General features: G+C 69.9%; 17 protein-coding genes and 3 tRNA genes. 16 read left to right on the top strand and 4 right to left on the bottom strand.

Annotated elements, in window-relative coordinates:
- Positions 1-144: 144 nt before the first annotated feature.
- Positions 145-363 (top strand): hypothetical protein, encoded by a 219-nt coding sequence (locus tag CIK71_RS10580; RefSeq protein ID WP_096165616.1) that lies wholly within the window; start codon positions 145-147, stop codon positions 361-363.
- Between the two features lie 214 nt (positions 364-577).
- Here CIK71_RS10580 and CIK71_RS10575 read toward each other — a convergent pair whose 3' ends face one another.
- Positions 578-3136 (bottom strand): DEAD/DEAH box helicase, encoded by a 2559-nt coding sequence (locus CIK71_RS10575; protein WP_096165614.1) that lies wholly within the window; start codon positions 3134-3136, stop codon positions 578-580.
- Between the two features lie 170 nt (positions 3137-3306).
- Positions 3307-4392 (bottom strand): 3-methyladenine DNA glycosylase, encoded by a 1086-nt coding sequence (locus tag CIK71_RS10570; protein WP_241964113.1) that lies wholly within the window; start codon positions 4390-4392, stop codon positions 3307-3309.
- Between the two features lie 188 nt (positions 4393-4580).
- Here CIK71_RS10570 and CIK71_RS10565 point away from each other — a divergent pair, with 188 nt between their 5' ends.
- The 7 genes from CIK71_RS10565 to CIK71_RS10535 all read left to right on the top strand — a co-directional run bounded on the left by CIK71_RS10565 (position 4581) and on the right by CIK71_RS10535 (position 9133).
- Positions 4581-5123 carry a DUF2199 domain-containing protein gene (locus CIK71_RS10565; RefSeq protein ID WP_096165612.1) on the top strand — a complete coding sequence of 181 codons (543 nt, stop codon included), beginning with the start codon at positions 4581-4583 and terminating at the stop codon, positions 5121-5123.
- 178 nt (positions 5124-5301) lie between these two features.
- Positions 5302-6078, top strand: a complete 777-nt coding sequence (locus CIK71_RS10560) for a fumarylacetoacetate hydrolase family protein (RefSeq protein WP_096165610.1) — start codon at positions 5302-5304, stop codon at positions 6076-6078.
- A gap of 49 nt (positions 6079-6127) precedes the next feature.
- Complete coding sequence (gene gltX, locus CIK71_RS10555) at positions 6128-7657, top strand: glutamate--tRNA ligase (protein ID WP_096165607.1); 1530 nt, start codon at positions 6128-6130, stop codon at positions 7655-7657.
- A 183-nt stretch (positions 7658-7840) separates the two neighbouring features.
- A tRNA-Gln gene (locus tag CIK71_RS10550) sits at positions 7841-7912 on the top strand.
- Positions 7913-7945: 33 nt separating this feature from the next.
- Positions 7946-8018 (top strand) — tRNA-Glu (locus CIK71_RS10545).
- 28 nt (positions 8019-8046) lie between these two features.
- Positions 8047-8119 (top strand) — tRNA-Glu (locus tag CIK71_RS10540).
- A gap of 159 nt (positions 8120-8278) precedes the next feature.
- Positions 8279-9133: a universal stress protein gene (locus tag CIK71_RS10535; RefSeq protein ID WP_096165605.1), complete on the top strand. Its 855-nt coding sequence runs from the start codon at positions 8279-8281 to the stop codon at positions 9131-9133.
- Positions 9134-9172: 39 nt separating this feature from the next.
- Here CIK71_RS10535 and CIK71_RS10530 read toward each other — a convergent pair whose 3' ends face one another.
- Complete coding sequence (locus tag CIK71_RS10530) at positions 9173-9907, bottom strand: IclR family transcriptional regulator (protein WP_096165603.1); 735 nt, start codon at positions 9905-9907, stop codon at positions 9173-9175.
- 165 nt (positions 9908-10072) lie between these two features.
- Here CIK71_RS10530 and leuC point away from each other — a divergent pair, with 165 nt between their 5' ends.
- The 7 genes from leuC to CIK71_RS10495 all read left to right on the top strand — a co-directional run bounded on the left by leuC (position 10073) and on the right by CIK71_RS10495 (position 17171).
- Positions 10073-11512, top strand: a complete 1440-nt coding sequence (gene leuC / locus CIK71_RS10525; protein ID WP_096165601.1) for a 3-isopropylmalate dehydratase large subunit — start codon at positions 10073-10075, stop codon at positions 11510-11512.
- Positions 11513-11526: 14 nt separating this feature from the next.
- Entirely contained in the window at positions 11527-12141 is a 615-nt protein-coding gene (gene leuD, locus CIK71_RS10520) for a 3-isopropylmalate dehydratase small subunit (protein WP_096165599.1), read from the top strand.
- Positions 12142-12302: 161 nt separating this feature from the next.
- Positions 12303-13619: a UDP-N-acetylglucosamine 1-carboxyvinyltransferase gene (murA, locus tag CIK71_RS10515; protein ID WP_096165597.1), complete on the top strand. Its 1317-nt coding sequence runs from the start codon at positions 12303-12305 to the stop codon at positions 13617-13619.
- Between the two features lie 46 nt (positions 13620-13665).
- Positions 13666-14256: a hypothetical protein gene (locus CIK71_RS10510; protein WP_241964114.1), complete on the top strand. Its 591-nt coding sequence runs from the start codon at positions 13666-13668 to the stop codon at positions 14254-14256.
- Positions 14253-15056 (top strand): lysophospholipid acyltransferase family protein, encoded by an 804-nt coding sequence (locus CIK71_RS10505; protein WP_241964115.1) that lies wholly within the window; start codon positions 14253-14255, stop codon positions 15054-15056. The genes CIK71_RS10510 and CIK71_RS10505 overlap by 4 nt, the downstream gene beginning before the upstream one ends.
- Complete coding sequence (locus CIK71_RS10500; protein ID WP_096165595.1) at positions 15053-16042, top strand: NAD(P)H-dependent glycerol-3-phosphate dehydrogenase; 990 nt, start codon at positions 15053-15055, stop codon at positions 16040-16042. Before CIK71_RS10505 ends, CIK71_RS10500 begins: the two co-directional genes overlap by 4 nt.
- Before the next feature lie 13 nt (positions 16043-16055).
- Positions 16056-17171: a D-alanine--D-alanine ligase family protein gene (locus CIK71_RS10495; RefSeq protein WP_096165593.1), complete on the top strand. Its 1116-nt coding sequence runs from the start codon at positions 16056-16058 to the stop codon at positions 17169-17171.
- Positions 17172-17180: 9 nt separating this feature from the next.
- Here the strand turns inward: CIK71_RS10495 and CIK71_RS10490 are convergent, their stop codons facing one another.
- A complete protein-coding gene (locus CIK71_RS10490; protein ID WP_096165591.1) occupies positions 17181-17675 on the bottom strand; it encodes a DUF3515 domain-containing protein in 495 nt (164 codons plus the stop codon).
- Positions 17676-17738: 63 nt separating this feature from the next.
- Between CIK71_RS10490 and thiL the strand changes: the two genes are divergently transcribed.
- Positions 17739-18737 (top strand): thiamine-phosphate kinase, encoded by a 999-nt coding sequence (gene thiL, locus CIK71_RS10485; protein ID WP_096165589.1) that lies wholly within the window; start codon positions 17739-17741, stop codon positions 18735-18737.
- Positions 18738-18761 lie beyond the last annotated feature (24 nt).

The raw sequence follows: 18761 nt of genomic DNA, 5'->3' as shown, positions 1-18761 counted from the left end.
CGCTGCCGCTCACCGCAGGCGTCCGCAGCACGCCGCGCTGATGAGCGCATCCGCGGATCGCCCTTGTGTGATGTGGACAACTGTCAGTACTCTTCGGAGCACATAGTGCTGGGATCCGGTCCCGGTACGCGAAAGGTGCGGATCATGAGTCTGACGAGAGAAGCGCAGTTCCCCCGTACTCCCCGCAGGGCCAGGCTGCGCCTAGGAGCCCGTCTGGCCGGCGGTGCGGCGCTCGCCGCTGCGCTGACGATGGGCGGCGCCGGTCTCGCCTCTGCCGTGGAGGTCAACCCGCAGGTCGAGGTGAATCCTTGGAAGCACATCGAGGTGAACCCCTGGAAGAGCATCGAGGTCAATCCCTGGTGATCGGGCACTGACCGCTTCCCCACGATGACCGAGGCCGGCGTCCCCTCTCGGGGGCGCCGGCCTCGTGCTGTCCAACGCCCCGCGTGCTGTCCAACGCCCCGCGTGCTGTCCAACGACCCGCGTCGTGGTCAACGAACCCCGTACTGCTCGCTGCGCACTTCCTAGGGCACTTCCTACCGCTCAGGCTCACCGCTCACCGCTCACCGGTCACCGCTCACCGGTCCGCGATGTCCCCCACGTGGGTGATCGCCAGGACGGGCTCGCCGGCCTCATCGGTGGCCTCGAGATCCAGCTCGGCCTCGATCGCCCAGTCGTGGTTGCCGTCAGGATCCGAGAGCACCTGGCGGATGCGCCAGAGCTTGGATTCCTCGGTGATCTGCAGCAGCTGCGGCGAGCGCGCCGGGCCGTCGATGCCGACGTCGTCATAGGTGTCGTAGTACTCGTCCATCGCCTCGGCCCACCGGGCACGATCCCAGCCGGAGGCGCCGTCGAGCTCGGCCAGCCGTGCCTCACGCTCGAAGGCGAAATGCTCGACGCGCTGCCACATGGCGGCCCGGATCATCGTGCGCAGCACCTTGGTCTGGGCGGAGAGCCCGCGCGGAGAGGTGGGCCGCAGGTCGCTGGCGGCATCACCCTCGGCCTCCTCCGGGTGCGAGAGCGCCTCCCATTCGTCCAGCAGCGAGGAGTCGATGCCGCGCACCAGCACACCGAGCCATTCGATGAGGTCGTCGAGGTCCTCGGTGCGCAGCTCCTGCGGGATGGTGCGACGCATCGCCTGGTACGCGTCGGAGAGGTAGCGCAGCACGATGCCCTCGGAGCGCTGCAGCCCGTAGCGCTGCACGAACTCGCTGAACGTCTGGCCGGTCTGGTGGATCTCGCGCACCACGGACTTGGGGGAGAGGTCCTCGACGCGCACCCACGGACGGTTCTTCGCATAGATCTCCAGCGCCGCCTCGAGATCCTCCTCGAGGGGCTTGGGCCACGTGACCTCGTCCAACTGCGCCATGCGCTCGGTGTACTCGACGCCGTCGGCCTTGAGCTCGGCGAGCAGCTCGCCCTTGGCGGCGTTCTGCTGGGCCAGCAGGATCTGCCGGGGGTCCTCGAGGATCGCCTCGATGATCGAGACGGTGTCCATCGTGAGGCTCTCGGACTCCTCGTCGAGGGTGTCGATCATCGCGATGGCGAAGGGGGCCAGCGGCTGGTTCATCGTGAAGTCCAGCTGCAGGTCCTCGACCAGCGCGATCCGTCGGCCCAGATGATCCGGCTGTTCGAGCACCTCGATGATCTCGGCGTCCTGCAGGCCGCGGAAGATCTCCACCGCGTCCTTGACCAGCTTGAGCTTCTGGGTGCGGGTCTGGTGGCTGGTCATGATCAGGTGCCGTCCTGAGGCGATGGCGTCGCCGGGACGCGAGATCAGCGCGAGGACCATGCCTGCCGTGATCTTCAGATGCGGACGCAGCGGCTCCGGGGCGTTCTCGACCAGCTTGGTCATGTTCGCCTCGGACCACGACACTGCGCCATCGGGGATGCGCGGCTTGGGCTCCTTCTTGCGCTTCTTCGCATTGTTGGAGGTCTTCCCGGACTCCTCCCGGGCGCGCTGCTTGGCCAGCTCCCGCTCGAAGTCGATGGTCCACGACGGCGCCTGGACGACCACGTGGCCCACGGTGTCGTACCCCGCACGGCCCGCCCGGCCGGCGATCTGGTGGAACTCCCGGGCGTTGAGCAGGCGTGTGCGCTTCCCGTCGAACTTCGCCAGCCCCGTCAGCAGCACGGTGCGGATCGGCACGTTGATGCCCACGCCGAGCGTGTCGGTGCCGCAGATGATCTTCAGCAGGCCGGACTGCGCGAGTTTCTCGACCAGTCGGCGGTACTTCGGCAGCATGCCGGCGTGGTGCACGCCGATGCCCTCGCGCACGAGCTTGGAGAGGATCTGCCCGAAGCCCTTGGAGAAGCGGAAGTCGCCGATGATCTCGCGGATCCGCTCCTTCTCCTCGCCCGAGAGGATCTTCTGGCCGAGTAGGGCCTGTGCCTGCTCCAGCGCATCCTTCTGGGTGAAGTGGACGATGTAGACCGGGGCGTCGCGGTCCTGCAGGATCGTCGAGATGGTGTCCGGCAGCGGTTCGAGCGACCAGCGGAAGTCCAGGGGCACCGGCCGGGGGGCGTCGTCGATGACCGTCACGTCACGATCGGTGCGCTCCTCGAGATCGTCAGCGAAGGTGGTGACATCGCCGAGCGTCGCACTCATGAGCACGAACTGGCAGTCCGGAAGCTCCACCAGCGGCACCTGCCAGGCCCAGCCGCGCTGGGAGTCCCCGTAGTAGTGGAACTCGTCCATCACCGCGAGGCGCACGTCGCTCCCGGCGCCTTCGCGCAGGGCATGGTTCGCGAAGATCTCCGCCGTGCACACGATGATCGGGGCGTCGTGGTTCACCGACGAATCGCCCGTCATCATGCCCACGTTCTCCGCGCCGAACTGGCTCACCAGATCGAAGAACTTCTCACTGACCAGCGCCTTGATGGGGGCGGTGTAGTAGGAGCGCTCCCCGCGGGCCATCGCGGCGAAGATCGCGGAGAACGCGATCGTGGTCTTGCCCGATCCGGTGGGCGTCGCGGCGATCACATGGTCGCCCGCCGCGATCGCCAGCAGCGCTTCCTCCTGGTGCGGATACAGCTCGCGCCCCACGGCCTCCTGGGACTCGATGAATCCGTCGACGATCGTGTCCTGAGCGGTGTGTGAGGTGTGCTCGGGCAGGAACGGCGTCAGGAGAGGCATGGGTCCAGTCTGCCAGGGTCCTCCGACGGCGCGCTCCCGCCGATCGGCCGCATCGCCGCTCGCTCGGCAGATGGCTCGGTGGACGACAGGGTCACGGAACGGTCGCTGGTCCGGTGGAGGGCGGGGTCGAGGGCACGGTCGCTGGCATGGCCGCCGGTGGGGTCGAGGGGTCAGTCGATGGCCGGAGGCAGATGGTCCAGGATCCTGCTGCGCAGCGCATCGGCCCGTTCCGCGAGCCCGCGCTGGCGGCGCACGTACTCGGCCTTTCCGGAGGCGGTCTCGATCGGCACCACCCCGTAGCCGAGCGGCCGCACGTCGTAAGGACTCGCCTCCATGTCCAGCACGCGGGTCTCCCGGGCGTGCTCGAAGCAGTCCAGCACCAGGCCCGAGGGGATCAGCGGCGTCAGCTTCATGGCCCACTTGTAGAGGTCCATCCCCACATGCAGGCAGGCGGGGTTGTCGAGCTCCACCTGGGTCTCACGCGTGGGCTGCATCGCGTTGCGCGGAGCGGCCGACGGGGTGAAGAAGCGGAAGGCGTCGATATGGGAGCACACCAGATTCTCCCGTTCGACGACCTGGTCTGTCTCGGCCTGGCTCAGCCGCAGAGGCAGATCTTCGTGGCGCTGCTCGCCCTCCTGCACGCGGTGCACCATCGCCCACTCGTGCAGCCCGAAACAGCCGAACTGCGGCCGACGGCTGCTCAGCGAAGACGCGGAGAGCAGGCGCCTCATGAAGCTCAGCGCCGAGGCGCGGTCACGGCGATATCTCTCGACGTCGGCCCGGCGCAGCAGCACATCGGCCTTCTGACGCGGCAGCACATCGGCGTCCTGGCGCGGCAGGCGGCCGTCATGGCCGGCGGTGCTGCCAGTGCCCTCGGCGGTGTCCCTGCTGCCGGCGCCGGGACGGTCCGCGGGCGGGGCATCGAGGTAGTCGAGGTACCAGGAGCGATGCGCGGCGTCGTCGACATCCGTGATAAGCGCTGCGCCGCGCGAGTCGATGTCCGCCGTGACGGGATAGGCGACGTCCCACCCCGGATGCCATCGGCGCAGCTTCGCGGGGGAGAAGGGGTAGTAGGTGAACAGGAAGTCCTCGACCGGGTGCTTCTGCCCGCGCAGACGCCGCTCCCGATGTGCGGCGGTCAGGGCATCGGCGCGCTCCTCGTGCTCGAGGCGGGCTCGGGAGGCCTCCTCGGCGGAGAGCACGCGCGCGGGGGATTCGAGCGTGGACGAACTCATGGCCTGCGTGGACGAGCTCATGGCCTGCTCCTTCCCGAGGTGACGGCGGATGAGCCCATCGTACGAGTCGTACGAGCGGGCGACGCGGACGGTCGTGCCTCTCCTCCCCAGAGGGTGGTCATCCACACTGCGCTCCGGGGCCGGGATACGCCGCCGAGCGCTTCCTACGGTGGGCACCGGACCAGCAGGACCACGGCGAGGAGCCAGAGATGACCGGAATCGACTACGACTGCGCGTACTGCGGGGAGCACCATCAGGGCACCGACGGGAGCCAGGCGGATCCCTGGCCTGCGCTCGGGTTCCGCCGGCCCGACCCCTACCTCGACCTGGACACCCGCTCTCGTCGCATGAGCGCTCAGGCCACCGATGATCTGTGCGTGATCGAGCGCGGCACCCGGTCCGACTGCTTCGTACGCGCCATCCTGCCCCTGCCGATCATCGGCGAGACGATCTCTCTGGAGTACGGACCGTGGGTGCAGATCGGAGTGGGAAGCTACTTGGACTACGTCGAGCACTACGACGACCCGCATCACGCCCAGGACTACGCGGGGCAGCTGGCCACCGCCCTCCCCGGCTACGCGAACCCGCTGTCCGTGCCGGTGCAGGTGATCACACGCGGTGAGATGCGTCCGCTGCTGGTCCCGGATTCGACCTTCGGTCATCCACTGGTGCGGGACTTCTACGACGGGATCACGCGCACCGAGGCCGAGCTGCGGATCCGCTCGATGCTCCTGCCCGCGGCCAGCACCTGATCGGCGAGTTCTCCCTGGGCGACCACATTCCGGAACACCTGGGTGGCGGGAGCGGGAGATCCCTCGGAAGCGGGACGGGAGCGCCCTCGGCGTCGACGGTCACGTCGCCGAAGGCGTCTCCAGCCCGAAGGTCACCGGGCCGAAGGCGTCAGGATCGACTGCGCCTAGACTTGACGACATGCGCATTGCACGATTCACCACCGGTGACGACCCCATGTACGGCATCGTCCAGGAGAAGGACGGCCAGGACATGGTCTACGGGATCACCGGGGACCCCCTGTACACCGAGATCCGCCCCAACGGCACGATCGTCCCGCTCGACGACGTGCGCCTGCTCGCCCCTGTCATCCCCCGCTCGAAGGTCGTGTGCGTGGGTCGCAACTACGCCGCCCACGCCGCCGAGCTCGGCAACGAAGTGCCTGACCAGGCCCTGTTCTTCCTCAAGCCCAACACCACGGTCGTCGGCCCCGGCGATCCCGTGACGATCCCGTCCTACAGCCAGGAGCTCAGCCTCGAGGCCGAGCTCGCCGTGGTCATCAAGACCATGGCCAAGGACGTCGCCGCTGACGACGCCGCAGACGTGATCCTGGGTTACACCTGCGCGAACGACCTCACCGCTCGGGACTCCCAGCGCGCCGAGGACCAGTGGTTCCGCGCCAAGGCGTTCGACACGTCCTGCCCGATCGGACCCTGGATCGAGACCGACCTCGACCCCGCGAGCCTCGCGATCTCCTCGAGCGTGGACGGGGAGGTCGCCCAGGACGGGACCACCGCCGACATGATCCGTTCGGTCGCGGACCTCATCGCCGAGATCTCCACCGTGGTGACCCTGCTGCCCGGAGACATCGTCCTCACCGGCACCCCGGCGGGAGTGCGCACCGTCGACTCCGGCTCGAGCATCGACATCACCATCGAAGGGATCGGCACCCTGACCAATCCCGTCGTGCGCCGCTGACCCGGCCACCCGCACCACTCAGCCCTCCCCACCCCCAGGAGCATTCCGCGTGACCACCACTCCGGCCCAGGCCTCTGCATCGACCGCCACCACCGACGAGGTACGGGTGCGGTTCTGCCCCAGCCCCACCGGCACCCCGCACGTGGGCATGGTGCGCACCGCCCTGTTCAACTGGGCGCACGCCCGCCATCACGGCGGCAAGCTGATCTTCCGCATCGAGGACACCGACGCCGCGCGCGACAGCGAGGAGTCCTACCACCAGCTGCTCGACGCCATGCGCTGGCTCGGCATCGACTGGGACGAGGGCGTGGAGGTCGGCGGGCCCCACGGCCCCTATCGTCAGTCCGAGCGAGCGGACATCTATCAGGACGTCATCGCGAAGCTGAAGGACTCCGGGCACATCTACGAGTCCTATTCCACGGCTGAGGAGATCGTGGAGCGTCATCGCGCGGCGGGACGCGACCCGCAGCTCGGGTACGACGGCTACGACCGCGACCTCACCGACGAGCAGAAGGCGGCCTTCCGTGCGGAGGGCCGCGAGCCCACCTGGCGCCTGCGCATGCCCGATACGGACCTCACCTTCCAGGACATGGTGCGCGGGGAGATCACCTTCCGTGCGGGCTCCACGCCCGACTTCGTGGTGGTGCGCGCAAACGGGCAGCCCCTGTACACGCTGGTGAACCCCATCGACGATGCGCTCATGCGGATCACCCACGTGCTGCGCGGCGAGGACATCCTGTCCTCCACCCCGCGTCAGATCGCCCTGTACCGGGCGCTGATCGAGATCGGCGTCGCCGAGCGCGTGCCCGAGTTCGGGCATCTTCCCTATGTCATGGGCGACGGCAACAAGAAGCTCTCGAAGCGGGACCCCGCTTCCAATCTGTTCCTGTACCGCGAGCAGGGCTTCACCCCCGAGGGCATGGTCAACTACCTCGCCCTGCTGGGCTGGGGCTACAGCGCGGACGAGGACATCTTCAGCCGTGAGCAGCTGGTGGAGCGCTTCGACGCCTCCGACGTGAATCCGAACCCGGCGCGCGTGGACATCAAGAAGGCCACCGCCATCAACGCCGATCACATCCGGCTGCTGCCCGAGGAGGATCTCGCCGAGCGTCTGATCCCGTACCTGCAGTCCGGCGGCGTGCTGGGCGAGTCGGTCACCGAGGAACAGCGCGCCCTGGTCGCCGCGGCCACCCCGCTCGTCCAGACCCGCATGAACCTGCTGGGGGAGGCGTCCGATCTGCTGGGCTTCCTCTTCACCGCCGACGAGGACCTGGTGGTCCAGGACGACGCGCTGAAGAAGCTCGGCGATGATCCCGTCGGCGTGCTCGACCGGGCGATCCAGGAGGCGGACGCCGTCCCCGAGGGCTCGTTCACCGCGGCAGCGCTCGAGCCGGCCCTGCGTGAGGCCATCGTGGAGGAGATGGGCATCAAGCCGCGCCTGGCCTTCGGCCCGCTGCGCAGCGCCATCTCCGGGCGGCGCATCTCGCCGCCCCTGTTCGAGTCGATGGAGCTGCTGGGCAAGGCGTCCTCCCTGGCGCGCCTGCGCGCTCTGCGCGACCGGCTCGCCGCCGCGGCCTGAGCGGTTCTGGGCGCTGTGAGTCCGCGTGCTCAGGCTCACAGCGCCCAGGGGCCCTCTCGCTTTGTCTTGTCGCAGAAGACCCGGTAGAGTCTTACCTCGGTACGGCAAGCGAGTACAGCCCGGAAAGGCCGCGGAAACCACCGCGGAGAATCTCCGGTAGACTTCAAAAACGTGCTTTGACCATGGGGTATGGTGTAATTGGCAACACAGCGGTTTCTGGTACCGTCGTTCTAGGTTCGAGTCCTGGTACCCCAGCGCTACGCGGCTCTTCGGAGTCGTGCAGTCCGCGCCCCGTTCGTCTAGCGGCCTAGGACGTCGCCCTCTCACGGCGGTAACACCGGTTCAAATCCGGTACGGGGTACGACGCAGGATCCACGGATCATGCGCAGGCCCCGTTCGTCTAGCGGCCTAGGACGCCGCCCTCTCACGGCGGTAACACCGGTTCAAATCCGGTACGGGGTACGGACCAGGAGTCGATGTCTTCGGACATTGGCTCCTTTTCTGTTTCCGTCTGTCCCATCGTCGAGCTCAGGTGCTCCGGCTTTCCGGTTCCTCGGTTCTCCGCCTCTCCGGTTCCTCGGTTCCCTGGAATCCTGCTGCACTGCGGAGTACTGTCGGTGCATGACGCACGTCACGCCAATTGGACCCTCGTCGAGTTCGCCGTCGAACTCTCCGCCGAGGGTGACCGTGGGCGTCTTCGACGCCGATGAATCCGATCTCGCTGTGCGCTGGGCGGCCCGGCACGCAGCCCGCATCGGTGGCGTCCTCCATCTCCTCCACGCGTTCGTGTGGACCGAGCTCGACGTGAACACCGACCCGATCCCGGGGATGACCGGCTCGGGGATCCGCAACGCCGCCCACGGGCTCATCGACGATGCCCTGGCCATCGCCCGGAAGGAACAGCCCTCCCTGCCGATCACCTCGGAGATCGTGGACGGCAACGCGGTCCCCGTGCTCGTCGCGGCGAGCGAGGAGTCCGAGGTGATCGTCGTCGGGGGCCGCGGCCTGGGCCGGCTGCTGACACTGATCGTCGGCTCCAAGAGCCTTGCGCTGGCCGCGCGCTCACGCTGCCCCGTCGTGGTCGTGCGCGGGCAGATCGACAGCGACGGCCCGATCGGGCTCGTGCACCACAGCAGCAATGACGACGTCCTCGCCCGGGCCGCAGACCTCGCCGAGGCCTACGAGCGCGATATCCACCTCGTGGTGCGGGCCGAGACCGCGACCGAACAGGCGCAGGAGATCCTCGCGGCGACGAGCGAACGCATCTCGTTGTCCCATCCGGGCGTCTACGTGCAGGACGTCACGGTGGCCGGTGGGGCGAGCGCCAGAGAACTCGTGCGCGCCAGCGAGGGCGCGAGCATGATGGTGGTCGCAGGGGAGCGCATGCACGGGCCGGACAGGCCGGTCTCTGCCCCGCGACAGCTGGTCACGGTGCTGCGCTTCGCGAACACACCGGTGTGGATCGAACGCGACTGACCGCGACCGGGCGGGCGCGGCCGAACGGGCGGAGGTCCGTCAGGATCCTGCGCGGCGCAGCAGTTCGGTGAGGTGATTCGCGGAGCTCATCACCGACGCTGCATGCAGGCGCCCGGGCTGGCGCGTGATGCGCTCGATGGGGCCGGAGATGCTGAGGGCCGCGACGACCCGTCCGTTCGGGCCGCGCACGGGCGCCGAGACCGAGCCCACGCCGGGTTCGCGCTCCCCGATGGACTGCGCCCATCCGCGACGACGCACGGCCGAGAGCTGGGTGGCGGTGAAGCGGGCGCCGAGCAGTCCGCGATGCAGGCGGTCCGGCTCCTCCCAGGCGAGGAGGATCTGCGCCGCGGAACCGGCCTTCATGGTCAGGGCGGAGCCCAGCGGCACCGAGTCCCGCAGGCCGATCGGGCGCTCGGCCGCGGCCACGCAGATGCGGTGATCGCCCTGGCGGCGGTAGAGCTGTGCGGACTCGCTGGTGTGGTCTCGGAGGGCGGCGAGCACCGGGCCGGCGGCGGCGAGCAGGCGGTCCTCGCCCGCCGCGGCCGCGAGCTCCCCCAGGCGCGGGCCCAGGATGAACCGTCCCTGCATGTCGCGGGAGACCAGATGATGGAACTCGAGGGCCACCGCGAGGCGATGGGCCGTCGGTCGGGCCAGTCCGGTCGACTGCACGAGCTGGGCGAGCGTCGCAGGGCCTGCTTCCAGGGCGCCGAGGACGACCGCGGCCTTGTCGAGCACGCCGACACCGCTGCCGTTCTCCTCCGAAGTGTTGTCCATGCTCCGATACTGCCGTCTTATTTGGTGAGACGCAAGTGCGTCGGGTCGTGGACCCGCGCACGATGGCTGCTGTGCTCGCACCCCGAGCGCCTCACAGCTTGCAGTCGCCCCGAACCGGGGCGCCGACGGTACGCGTCCCGATGGTGGGCGCAGGGAAGGATCGACATGGCGGGGACCCTCGCGGAGAAGGTCTGGGCGGATCACGTGGTCCGTCGCGGAGAGAACGGCGAACCTGACCTGCTGTACATCGACCTCCAGCTCCTGCACGAGGTGACCAGCCCGCAGGCCTTCGACGGTCTCCGGCAGGAGGGGCGCGCGCCTCGCCGCCTCGATCAGCAGCTCGCGACCGAGGACCACAACACCCCGACGATCGACATCGACAAGCCGATCGCGGACATCACCTCGCGCACCCAGATCGACACCCTGCGTCGCAACGCCGAGGAGTTCGGCGTCCGCATCCACAGCCTCGGGGATCTCGACCAGGGCATCGTGCACGTCGTGGGCCCGCAGCTGGGACTGACCATGCCGGGCATCACCGTCGTGTGCGGCGACTCGCACACCTCGACCCACGGCGCTTTCGGAGCGCTCGCCTTCGGCATCGGCACCAGCGAGGTCGAGCACGTGCTCGCGACCCAGACGCTGCCGCTGACCCCGTTCAAGACGATGGCCATCACCGTCGACGGCACGCTGAAGCCCGGAGTCACCGCGAAGGACATCATCCTCGCGGTGATCGCGAAGATCGGCACCGGTGGCGGCGCGGGCTACGTGCTCGAGTATCGCGGCGAGGCGATCCGGAAGCTCTCCATGGAGGGCCGCATGACGATCTGCAACATGTCGATCGAGGCGGGCGCCCGCGCCGGCATGATCGCGCCGGACGAGACCACCTTCGAGTACGTCCAGGGGCGCCCGCACGCACCCCGCGGCGCGGACTGGGACGAGGCCGTGGAGTACTGGCGGACCCTGCGCTCCGAGGATGACGCGACCTTCGACGCCGAGGTGCACATCGACGCCGACGACCTCGAGCCCTTCGTCACCTGGGGCACCAATCCCGGTCAGGGCCTGCCGCTGTCGGCCTCCGTCCCCGCGCCCGAGGACTTCACCGACGACAATGCGCGCACCGCCGCCGAGAACGCCCTGGAGTACATGGATCTCGTGCCCGGCACTCCGCTGAAGGAGATCAAGGTCGACACCGTCTTCATGGGCTCGTGCACGAACGGTCGCATCGAGGACCTGCGCGCCTTCGCCTCCGTGCTCGAGGGGCGCGAGAAGAATCCTGATGTGCGGGTGCTGGTCGTGCCCGGCTCCGCTCGCGTGCGCGTGCAGGCCGAGCAGGAGGGCCTGGACCAGATCTTCCTCGACTTCGGTGCCGAGTGGCGCCAGGCCGGCTGCTCGATGTGCCTGGGCATGAACCCCGACCAGCTCGCGCCGGGGGAGCGTGCGGCGTCCACCTCGAACCGCAACTTCGAGGGCCGCCAGGGCAAGGGCGGGCGCACCCACCTGGTGTCCCCGGTCGTCGCCGCCGCCACCGCGGTGCGCGGCACGCTGTCCTCCCCGTCGGATCTGGGCGTCCCGACCGCGCCGTCCGACCTCCAGCCCGTCGCCTGATCAGGAGCACCGTCATGGAAGCCTTCACCACCCATACCGGCATCGGCGTCCCGCTGCGCCGCAGCAACGTCGACACCGACCAGATCATCCCGGCCGTCTACCTCAAGCGAGTGACGAAGACCGGATTCGACGACGGTCTGTTCAACGCCTGGCGCACGAACGACCCGGACTTCGTGCTCAACCGCCCCGCCTACAAGAACGGCTCCGTGCTGGTCGCCGGTCCCGACTTCGGCACCGGCTCCTCCCGTGAGCACGCCGTGTGGGCGCTGCGCGACTACGGCTTCAAGGCCGTGCTCTCCAGCCGCTTCGCAGACATCTTCCGGGGCAACGCCGGCAAGCAGGGCCTCGTCGCCGGCATCCTGTCCGAGGACGATCTCGAGCAGCTGTGGAAGATCCTCGAGCAGGAGCCGGGCACCGAGGTGACCGTCGACCTCGAGAACCGTCAGGCCCACGCCGGCGAGGCCACCTTCCGCTTCGAGGTCGACGACTACACCCGCTGGCGCCTCATGGAGGGGCTGGACGACATCGGCCTCACCCTGCGCTACGAGCAGGACATCACGGACTTCGAGGCCAAGCGTCCCGCCTGGATGCCCAAGACCCTCCCGGCGCGCAACGCCGAGACCGCCTGAGCCCACGCCGGAACCGCCTGAGATCCTCCGGCATCCGCCCGCGCTGAAGGGGCATCGCGACCTGTGATCCGGGATGCGATGCCCCTTCAGCACGCTCCGGTATGGTGACCCGGTCAGAACACCGGGCGTCCCTGACGCCTGTTCAGCAAAGCTAGGACACTATGAGCTCGACATTCCATGTGCGCGGAGGTCGTCCCCTCGACGGCGAGATCACCGTCCGCGGGGCGAAGAACCTGGTCTCGAAGGCCATGGTGGCAGCGCTGCTGGGGGAGGGGCCGAGCGTCCTGCAGTCCGTCCCGGACATCCGTGACGTGCAGATCGTCTCCGAGCTGCTCTCGATCCACGGGGTGAAGGTCGAGCGCGACGTCGCCGCCGGCACGATCCATATGGATCCCTCGAACGTCGAGCGGGCCCATGTGGTCGACATCGACGCCCATGCCGGCAGCTCCCGGATCCCGATCCTCTTCTGCGGCCCGCTGCTGCATCGTCTGGGCGAAGCGATCATCCCTGACCTCGGCGGCTGCCGGATCGGCGACCGTCCGATCAACTACCACCTCGACGTGCTGCGGAACTTCGGCGCCGTCGTGGACAAGCGCGAGCTGGGCATCTACATCACGGCGCCCCATGGCCTGCACGGAACCAAGATCCACCTCGAGTACCCCAGCGTCGGCGCCACCGAGCAGGTGCTGCTGACGGCGGTGCGCGCCCAGGGGATCACCGAGCTGACCAACGCCGCGGTGGAGCCCGAGATCGAGGATCTCATCGCCGTGCTCCAGAAGATGGGCGCGCTGATCTCCCTGCAGACCGACCGCACCATCACGATCGAGGGCGTGGAGAGCCTGGGCGGCTACCAGCACGTGGCCCTGCCCGACCGCATCGAGGCCGCCTCCTGGGCATGCGCCGCCCTGGTCACCAAGGGCTCCGTGTTCGTGCGCGGCGCCGAGCAGAAGCCGATGGCCACGTTCTTGAACATCTTCCGCAAGGTGGGCGGCGGGCTGGACATCACCGAGGAGGGCATCCGCTTCTTCCACCCCGGCAGCCCGCTGCGGGCGATCGCGGTGGAGACGGACGTGCATCCCGGCCTCATGACCGACTGGCAGCAGCCCCTCGTAGTCGCGCTGACCCAGGCCGACGGCATCTCGATCGTCCACGAGACGGTCTACGAGAACCGGCTCGGCTTCACCTCGGCACTGAACGAGATGGGTGCCCACATCCAGGTCTATCGCGAATGCCTGGGCGGTTCGAGCTGCCGTTTCGGCCGCAGCAACTACAACCACTCCGCCGTGGTCTCCGGCCCGAAGCCGCTCCACGCCGCGGACATCACCGTCCCGGACCTGCGAGGCGGCTTCTCCTACCTGGTCGCCGCCCTGGGGGCCGAGGGAGAATCCACCATCCGCGGGATCGATCTGATCGACCGCGGCTACGAATCCTTCCGGGAGAAGCTCACGGCGCTCGGCGCCGAGTTCTGGGAGAACTGACGGTGCCGGCAGGCCGACCATCCATCGCGAGCTGAGGGAGCAGATCATGAGCGCAGAGATCGATCGCCCGACGGGATCCGCACCGCACACGGGCTCGGCCGCCACGGCCGGGAGGTCGCTCGCGCTGCGCGACATCCCGATCCCGGACTACTGCGACGTCGTCATCGTCCCCACCGCCGGAGTCGACGAGCCCGATCCTCGGGCCTGGGCCGACGCGATCTTCTCCCACGAGAACACTCCGCTGTCCACGCGCGGGGCGCGCGCCCTGCGCGATGAGGCGATCCGCCTGTTCGACATGGTGCCGCCGCCGCAGAAGGAGTTCGTGGCCGACGAGGTGGTGGGCGCCGAGGCGCTGATCGTGGATGACGACGACAAGATGAGCGTCCGCATCGGAGTGGCGCTGCTGCCGGGCGGCGAGCTGCTCCAGATCACCACCGCGGTGAAGTTCCGCTCGGTGCGGGGCCGGCTCGCCTTCGCCCCGCGCAGACTGATGCATGCGGCCGCTGTGAACACGCTCGCCCGTCGGGCCCCCACCACTCTGCGGCGACGCACGATGGAGGGCGGATCCGCGATGCGGGCCGTGACGGGGCAGGCCACTCGCAAGGCGCTGGGCCGTTCCTCCTCCTCACCACGGTGAGCATCTCCCTGCGGCGCAGCTGGGATGTGGGCACCGCTCGTCCGCCCGCACGCCGGGCCGGGCTCGTCATCGGTCTCGCCCAGATCCCGCTGCGCCCGCTCCTGCGCCTGCTGACCCGGCCCTCCTGGGAGGGCCGGGAGAATCTTCCCGAGAACGGCGGGATCATCGCGTGCGGGAACCATCTGGGCCCGCTCGACGCCCTCTCGTACGGCCATCTGCTCCAGGCCTCGGGCATCGCTCCGCGCTTCCTGGCCAAGGAGGCGATGTTCCGCGTGCCGGGGCTCGGCCTGCTGCTGCGCCACGCCCGCCAGATTCCCGTTCTGCGCGGCACCTCCCGGGGAGGCGGTGCCCTGGACGCCGCACGGGCCGCCCTCGGCCGCGGCGAGCTGCTCATGGTGTTCCCCGAGGGCACCTACACGCGGGATCCGGACCTGTGGCCGATGCGCGCCCGCTACGGCGCGGCACGCCTCGCGCTGGAGACCGGTGCACCCCTGCTGCCCATCGCGAGCTGGGGCGGGCGGGCGCTGTGGCCCGTCGGCTCACCGCTCCCGCGTCCCCGCCCGGGCCGCCGCCTCCAGGTGCGCGTGGGGGAGCCGTTCACGGTCTCCCACCTCGAGGGCGAGAGCACCCAGCAGGCCGCGATCCGCAGCACCGAGGAGCTCATGGCACGCATCACCACCCTGCTCGGCGAGATCCGCGACGAGCAGCCCCCGGCCGTCCCGCACGACGGCCGCACCGACACCCATCGCCCCGAAGTGGGCAGGCCGCAGCCCGGCTATCGACCCGTGAGGCAGAGATGACACGACTGACAGTGCTCGGCGCCGGAAGCTGGGGGACCACCTTCGCCCAGGTGCTCGCCGACGGCGGCGCCGACGTGACCCTGTGGGCCCGCCGTGAGGAGGTCGCCCGGGAGGTCCGTGAGGAGCACCGCAACAGCGCCTATCTCGGCGACCACGAGCTGCCCGCCGGCATCGACGCCACCTCGTCCGTGAAGGACGCACTCGAGGGCGCCGACGGGATCGTGCTCGCGATCCCCGCCCAGTCGATGCGCTCCACCCTCGCCGGGTGGCCGGTGCTCCCGCCGGTGCCCGTCCTCTCGCTCACGAAGGGGATCGAGCACGGCACCGACCGTCGCATCACCGAGGTCATCGCCGACGCCGGGCAGGCGGAGCTCGAGCGGATCGGCGTCCTCTCCGGCCCGAACCTCTCCGGCGAGATCGCCCAGCGCCGCCCCTGCGCGAGCGTGGTCGCCGCGGACTCCGAGGAGCTGGCCTCGGTGCTCGCGACCTGGTGCGAGGCCCCGTACCTGCGCGCCTACACCTCGACCGACGTGGTCGGGGTCGAGATCGCCGGCGCCGTGAAGAACGTGATCGCGATCGCCGTGGGCGCCGCGACCGGGCTCGGCCACGGGCACAACACCACGGCGAGCCTGATCACCCGCGGCCTCGCGGAGATCACTCGTCTGGGCGTCGCCCTCGGCGGGCGCCGCGAGACCTTCGCGGGCCTGGCCGGTCTGGGCGACCTGGTCGCGACCTGCTCCTCGCCGCTCAGCCGGAACCACCGCCTGGGCCTGGCCCTCGGCCGCGGCCTGGACGTGCGGGCCGCCGCCGCCGAGGTGGGGCAGACCGCCGAGGGGGTCGCGACCGCCCGCGCCGTCTCCGATCTCGCGGCACGGCTCGGTGTGGACATGCCCATCGCGTCGGCCGTCGTCGATGTCGTCGATCACGATGCCCGCATCGACGAGGTCACCACGGCCCTGCTGGCGCGCGGCGTGCGCCCGGAATGAATATCCTGCAGGTATGAGAACCACCGTCGCCCTCCTGTTCGGCGGCCGCAGCGGCGAGCACGGCATCTCGTGCGTCACCGCGGGCGGCATCCTGTCCGCGATCGACCGAGACCGTTTCGACGTGGTCGCTATCGGCATCACCCGCGAGGGCGGCTGGGTGCATGTCTCCGACGATCCGTCGGACTGGACCCTCGTGGACGGGCGTGCCCCTGAGGTCGCCCCGGAAGGGCCCGAGGTGCTCCTGCCGGCCACGAGGCACCGGCCCGGGACCCGCAGCATGCTGCGCCAGGTGGTCGACGGGGTCGTCTCCCCGCTCGCCGAGATCGACGTGGTCTTCCCGCTGCTGCACGGCGCCTACGGCGAGGACGGCACCGTGCAGGGCATGCTCGAGATGCTCGACATCCCCTACGTGGGCTCCGGCGTGCTCGCCTCGGCGGGCTGCATGGACAAGGCCGCCGCCAAGCAGCTCCTGGGCGCGGCCGACATCGCCTCCGCCCCCGGGATCGTGGTCCACGAGGACCGGTGGGCCGAGGGCGCCGACGAGGTCATGGCCCACCTGGAGCGACACCACCCGCTGCCCTGGTTCGTGAAGCCTGCCCGCGCCGGCTCGAGCCTCGGGGTGAGCCGCGTCGACGATCCGGCCCAGCTCGAGCACGCGATGAAGGGGGCCTTCGCCGAGGATCCCAAGGTGCTCATCGAGGAGATGGTCGCCGGCCGCGAGGTCGAGTGCGGCGTGCTGCAGGGCGTGGACACGTACGAGGTGCGCACCACCGTGCCCGGCGAGGTGCGCATCGGTGAGGATCTCGACTTCTACGACTACGAGGCGAAGTACTTCGGCAAGGGGACCGTGTGCATCGACGTCCCCGCCGGCCTGCCGGACGCCGTCCTCGAGGAGGTGCGCGAGGTGGCCTCGCGCGCGTTCACGGTGCTCGGCCTGGAGGGGCTGGCGCGGGTGGACGTGTTCGTCACCGAGGATCAGCGCGTGCTCGTCAACGAGGTCAACACGATGCCCGGCTTCACGCCCTACTCGATGTTCCCGGTGCTCTGGGAGAACATGGGGCTCTCCTACGCCGACCTGCTCGCCGGGCTCATCGAGCAGGCCCGTGGCAGGCGTCTCGGCGCCCGCTGACCTCGCGGGCTACTCCTCCTCGTCGCCGGGGCCCACGCAGTAGTCGGTCGCCTCGATGTTCCGGCTGACCACCTGGGCGAGGTCCAGCGCTGCGCCCGAGGGCTGATCCGGTGCGGCGGACCGCGGCACCGAGACGTCGATCGCGGGGTCGCGTCCGAAGGTCGTGTACAGGAAGACATCGTCCTCGAGCTCGCGGACCACCCAGTCCACCTGCACCCCGTTGGCGTCCTCGAGCGTGGTGCACAGATCGGTGGTCGGACCCGGAGGGGTCACCCCGCAGCGCATCACGACCGCGTCCTCGCCGTGGCCCCAGGCCGCGGTGCCCTGGCTCGACGTCTCCACCCGGTCCATGCCCAGCACCTGCTCCGGGGCGGCGAGCAGGATGTCCGCGCAGACGGGATCCGTCGCGGAGGGGCCGGCGGGGACCTCGACGGTGCCGCACGAGGCGAGGGTCACGGTCATCAGCCCGGTGGCGGCGAGAGCGGGAAGGCGGGAGCGGAGCACGGGGGAAGGCTACCTGCCGTGCCTGCGTCCGGGCCGGGACCAGCGGTCGGGCACACTGGGAGCATGACCGGCGACACGCATCTCGGGGAGGCCGGGCTCCTGGCCCGCATGCTCCCGCACCTGTCCACCGATCCCCGCGTGGAGGTGGGTCCCGGGGACGACGCCGCGGTGGTGCGCCTGCCCTCGCCGAGGATGGTGGTCACCACCGACACCCTCGTCCAGGGCCACGACTTCCTGTTCCGCACCACGATGCCGCGCTGGATCGGTCACAAGGCCGCCGTGCAGAACCTCGCCGACGTCGCGGCGATGGGTGCCCGACCGGTCGCTCTGGTGGTCGCGCTGTCCGCGCCCCACCGCACCGAGGCCTCCGTCTTCGAGGAGATCACGATCGGCATCGCCCGTCGCGCCGAGGCCGACGGGGCCCGGGTGGTCGGGGGAGACCTGGGCAGTGCCGAGCAGCTCACGCTCACGGTCACCGCTCTGGGAGCGCTGCCGGAGGACCAGGAGCCCGTGCTGCGCTCCGGCGCCCGGGCCGGGGACGTGCTCACGATCGGCTCGCCGCAGCTGGGCCGCTCGGCCGCCGGGCTCGCGCTCGTGCTGTCCGGCCGCATCCACGTGCACGAGGGACGCATCGAGGGTGCGGGCGACCATGCGGACCTCGTCGCCTGGCACGATGCCCCGGAACCGGACCTCGCGCTCGGCTGGGGCGCCGGCCGCGGGGCGACGTCGATGATGGATCTCTCCGACGGGCTGGTGCGGGACGGCACCCGGATCGCTCGCGCCTCGGGAGTGGTCCTGGACCTGGACCGCGCAGTCCTCTCCTCCGACGCCTCCTCCCTCATGCCCCTCGCCGAGCTGCTCGGCGAGGACCCCTGGCAATGGGTGCTGCACGGGGGAGAGGAACATGCGATGCTCGCGACCTTCCCGCCCGAGGCGGTGCCCGAGGGCTTCCGTGCCATCGGACAGGTGCGGGACGCCGCAGGAGAGACCGATCACGGCGTCCTGCTCGATGGTGCCCAGATCCCTGGGACGGGCTTCGACCACTTCGAGGGCAAGGCCTAATCTGAGGTCAGCCCCTCACGGGCA

It is taken from the genome of Brachybacterium alimentarium (assembly GCF_002332425.1).
Classification (GTDB): Bacteria; Actinomycetota; Actinomycetes; order Actinomycetales; family Dermabacteraceae; genus Brachybacterium; species Brachybacterium alimentarium.
The sequence above is the reverse complement of the archived record's forward strand: the minus strand, read 5'-3'. Positions and strand labels throughout refer to the sequence as shown.

Bases quoted from the DNA above. Each gene is read 5' to 3' on its own strand.
- leuC (WP_096165601.1), top strand. From the start codon at position 10,073: ATGGCGGGGACCCTCGCGGAGAAGGTCTGGGCGGATCACGTGGTCCGT.
- CIK71_RS10575 (WP_096165614.1), bottom strand. From the start codon at position 3,136: ATGCCTCTCCTGACGCCGTTCCTGCCCGAGCACACCTCACACACCGCT.
- leuD (WP_096165599.1), top strand. From the start codon at position 11,527: ATGGAAGCCTTCACCACCCATACCGGCATCGGCGTCCCGCTGCGCCGC.
- murA (WP_096165597.1), top strand. From the start codon at position 12,303: ATGAGCTCGACATTCCATGTGCGCGGAGGTCGTCCCCTCGACGGCGAG.
- thiL (WP_096165589.1), top strand. From the start codon at position 17,739: ATGACCGGCGACACGCATCTCGGGGAGGCCGGGCTCCTGGCCCGCATG.
- CIK71_RS10495 (WP_096165593.1), top strand. From the start codon at position 16,056: ATGAGAACCACCGTCGCCCTCCTGTTCGGCGGCCGCAGCGGCGAGCAC.
- CIK71_RS10580 (WP_096165616.1), top strand. From the start codon at position 145: ATGAGTCTGACGAGAGAAGCGCAGTTCCCCCGTACTCCCCGCAGGGCC.
- CIK71_RS10570 (WP_241964113.1), bottom strand. From the start codon at position 4,392: ATGAGCTCGTCCACGCAGGCCATGAGTTCGTCCACGCTCGAATCCCCC.
- CIK71_RS10565 (WP_096165612.1), top strand. From the start codon at position 4,581: ATGACCGGAATCGACTACGACTGCGCGTACTGCGGGGAGCACCATCAG.
- CIK71_RS10560 (WP_096165610.1), top strand. From the start codon at position 5,302: ATGCGCATTGCACGATTCACCACCGGTGACGACCCCATGTACGGCATC.
- CIK71_RS10510 (WP_241964114.1), top strand. From the start codon at position 13,666: ATGAGCGCAGAGATCGATCGCCCGACGGGATCCGCACCGCACACGGGC.
- CIK71_RS10530 (WP_096165603.1), bottom strand. From the start codon at position 9,907: ATGGACAACACTTCGGAGGAGAACGGCAGCGGTGTCGGCGTGCTCGAC.
- CIK71_RS10535 (WP_096165605.1), top strand. From the start codon at position 8,279: ATGACGCACGTCACGCCAATTGGACCCTCGTCGAGTTCGCCGTCGAAC.
- CIK71_RS10500 (WP_096165595.1), top strand. From the start codon at position 15,053: ATGACACGACTGACAGTGCTCGGCGCCGGAAGCTGGGGGACCACCTTC.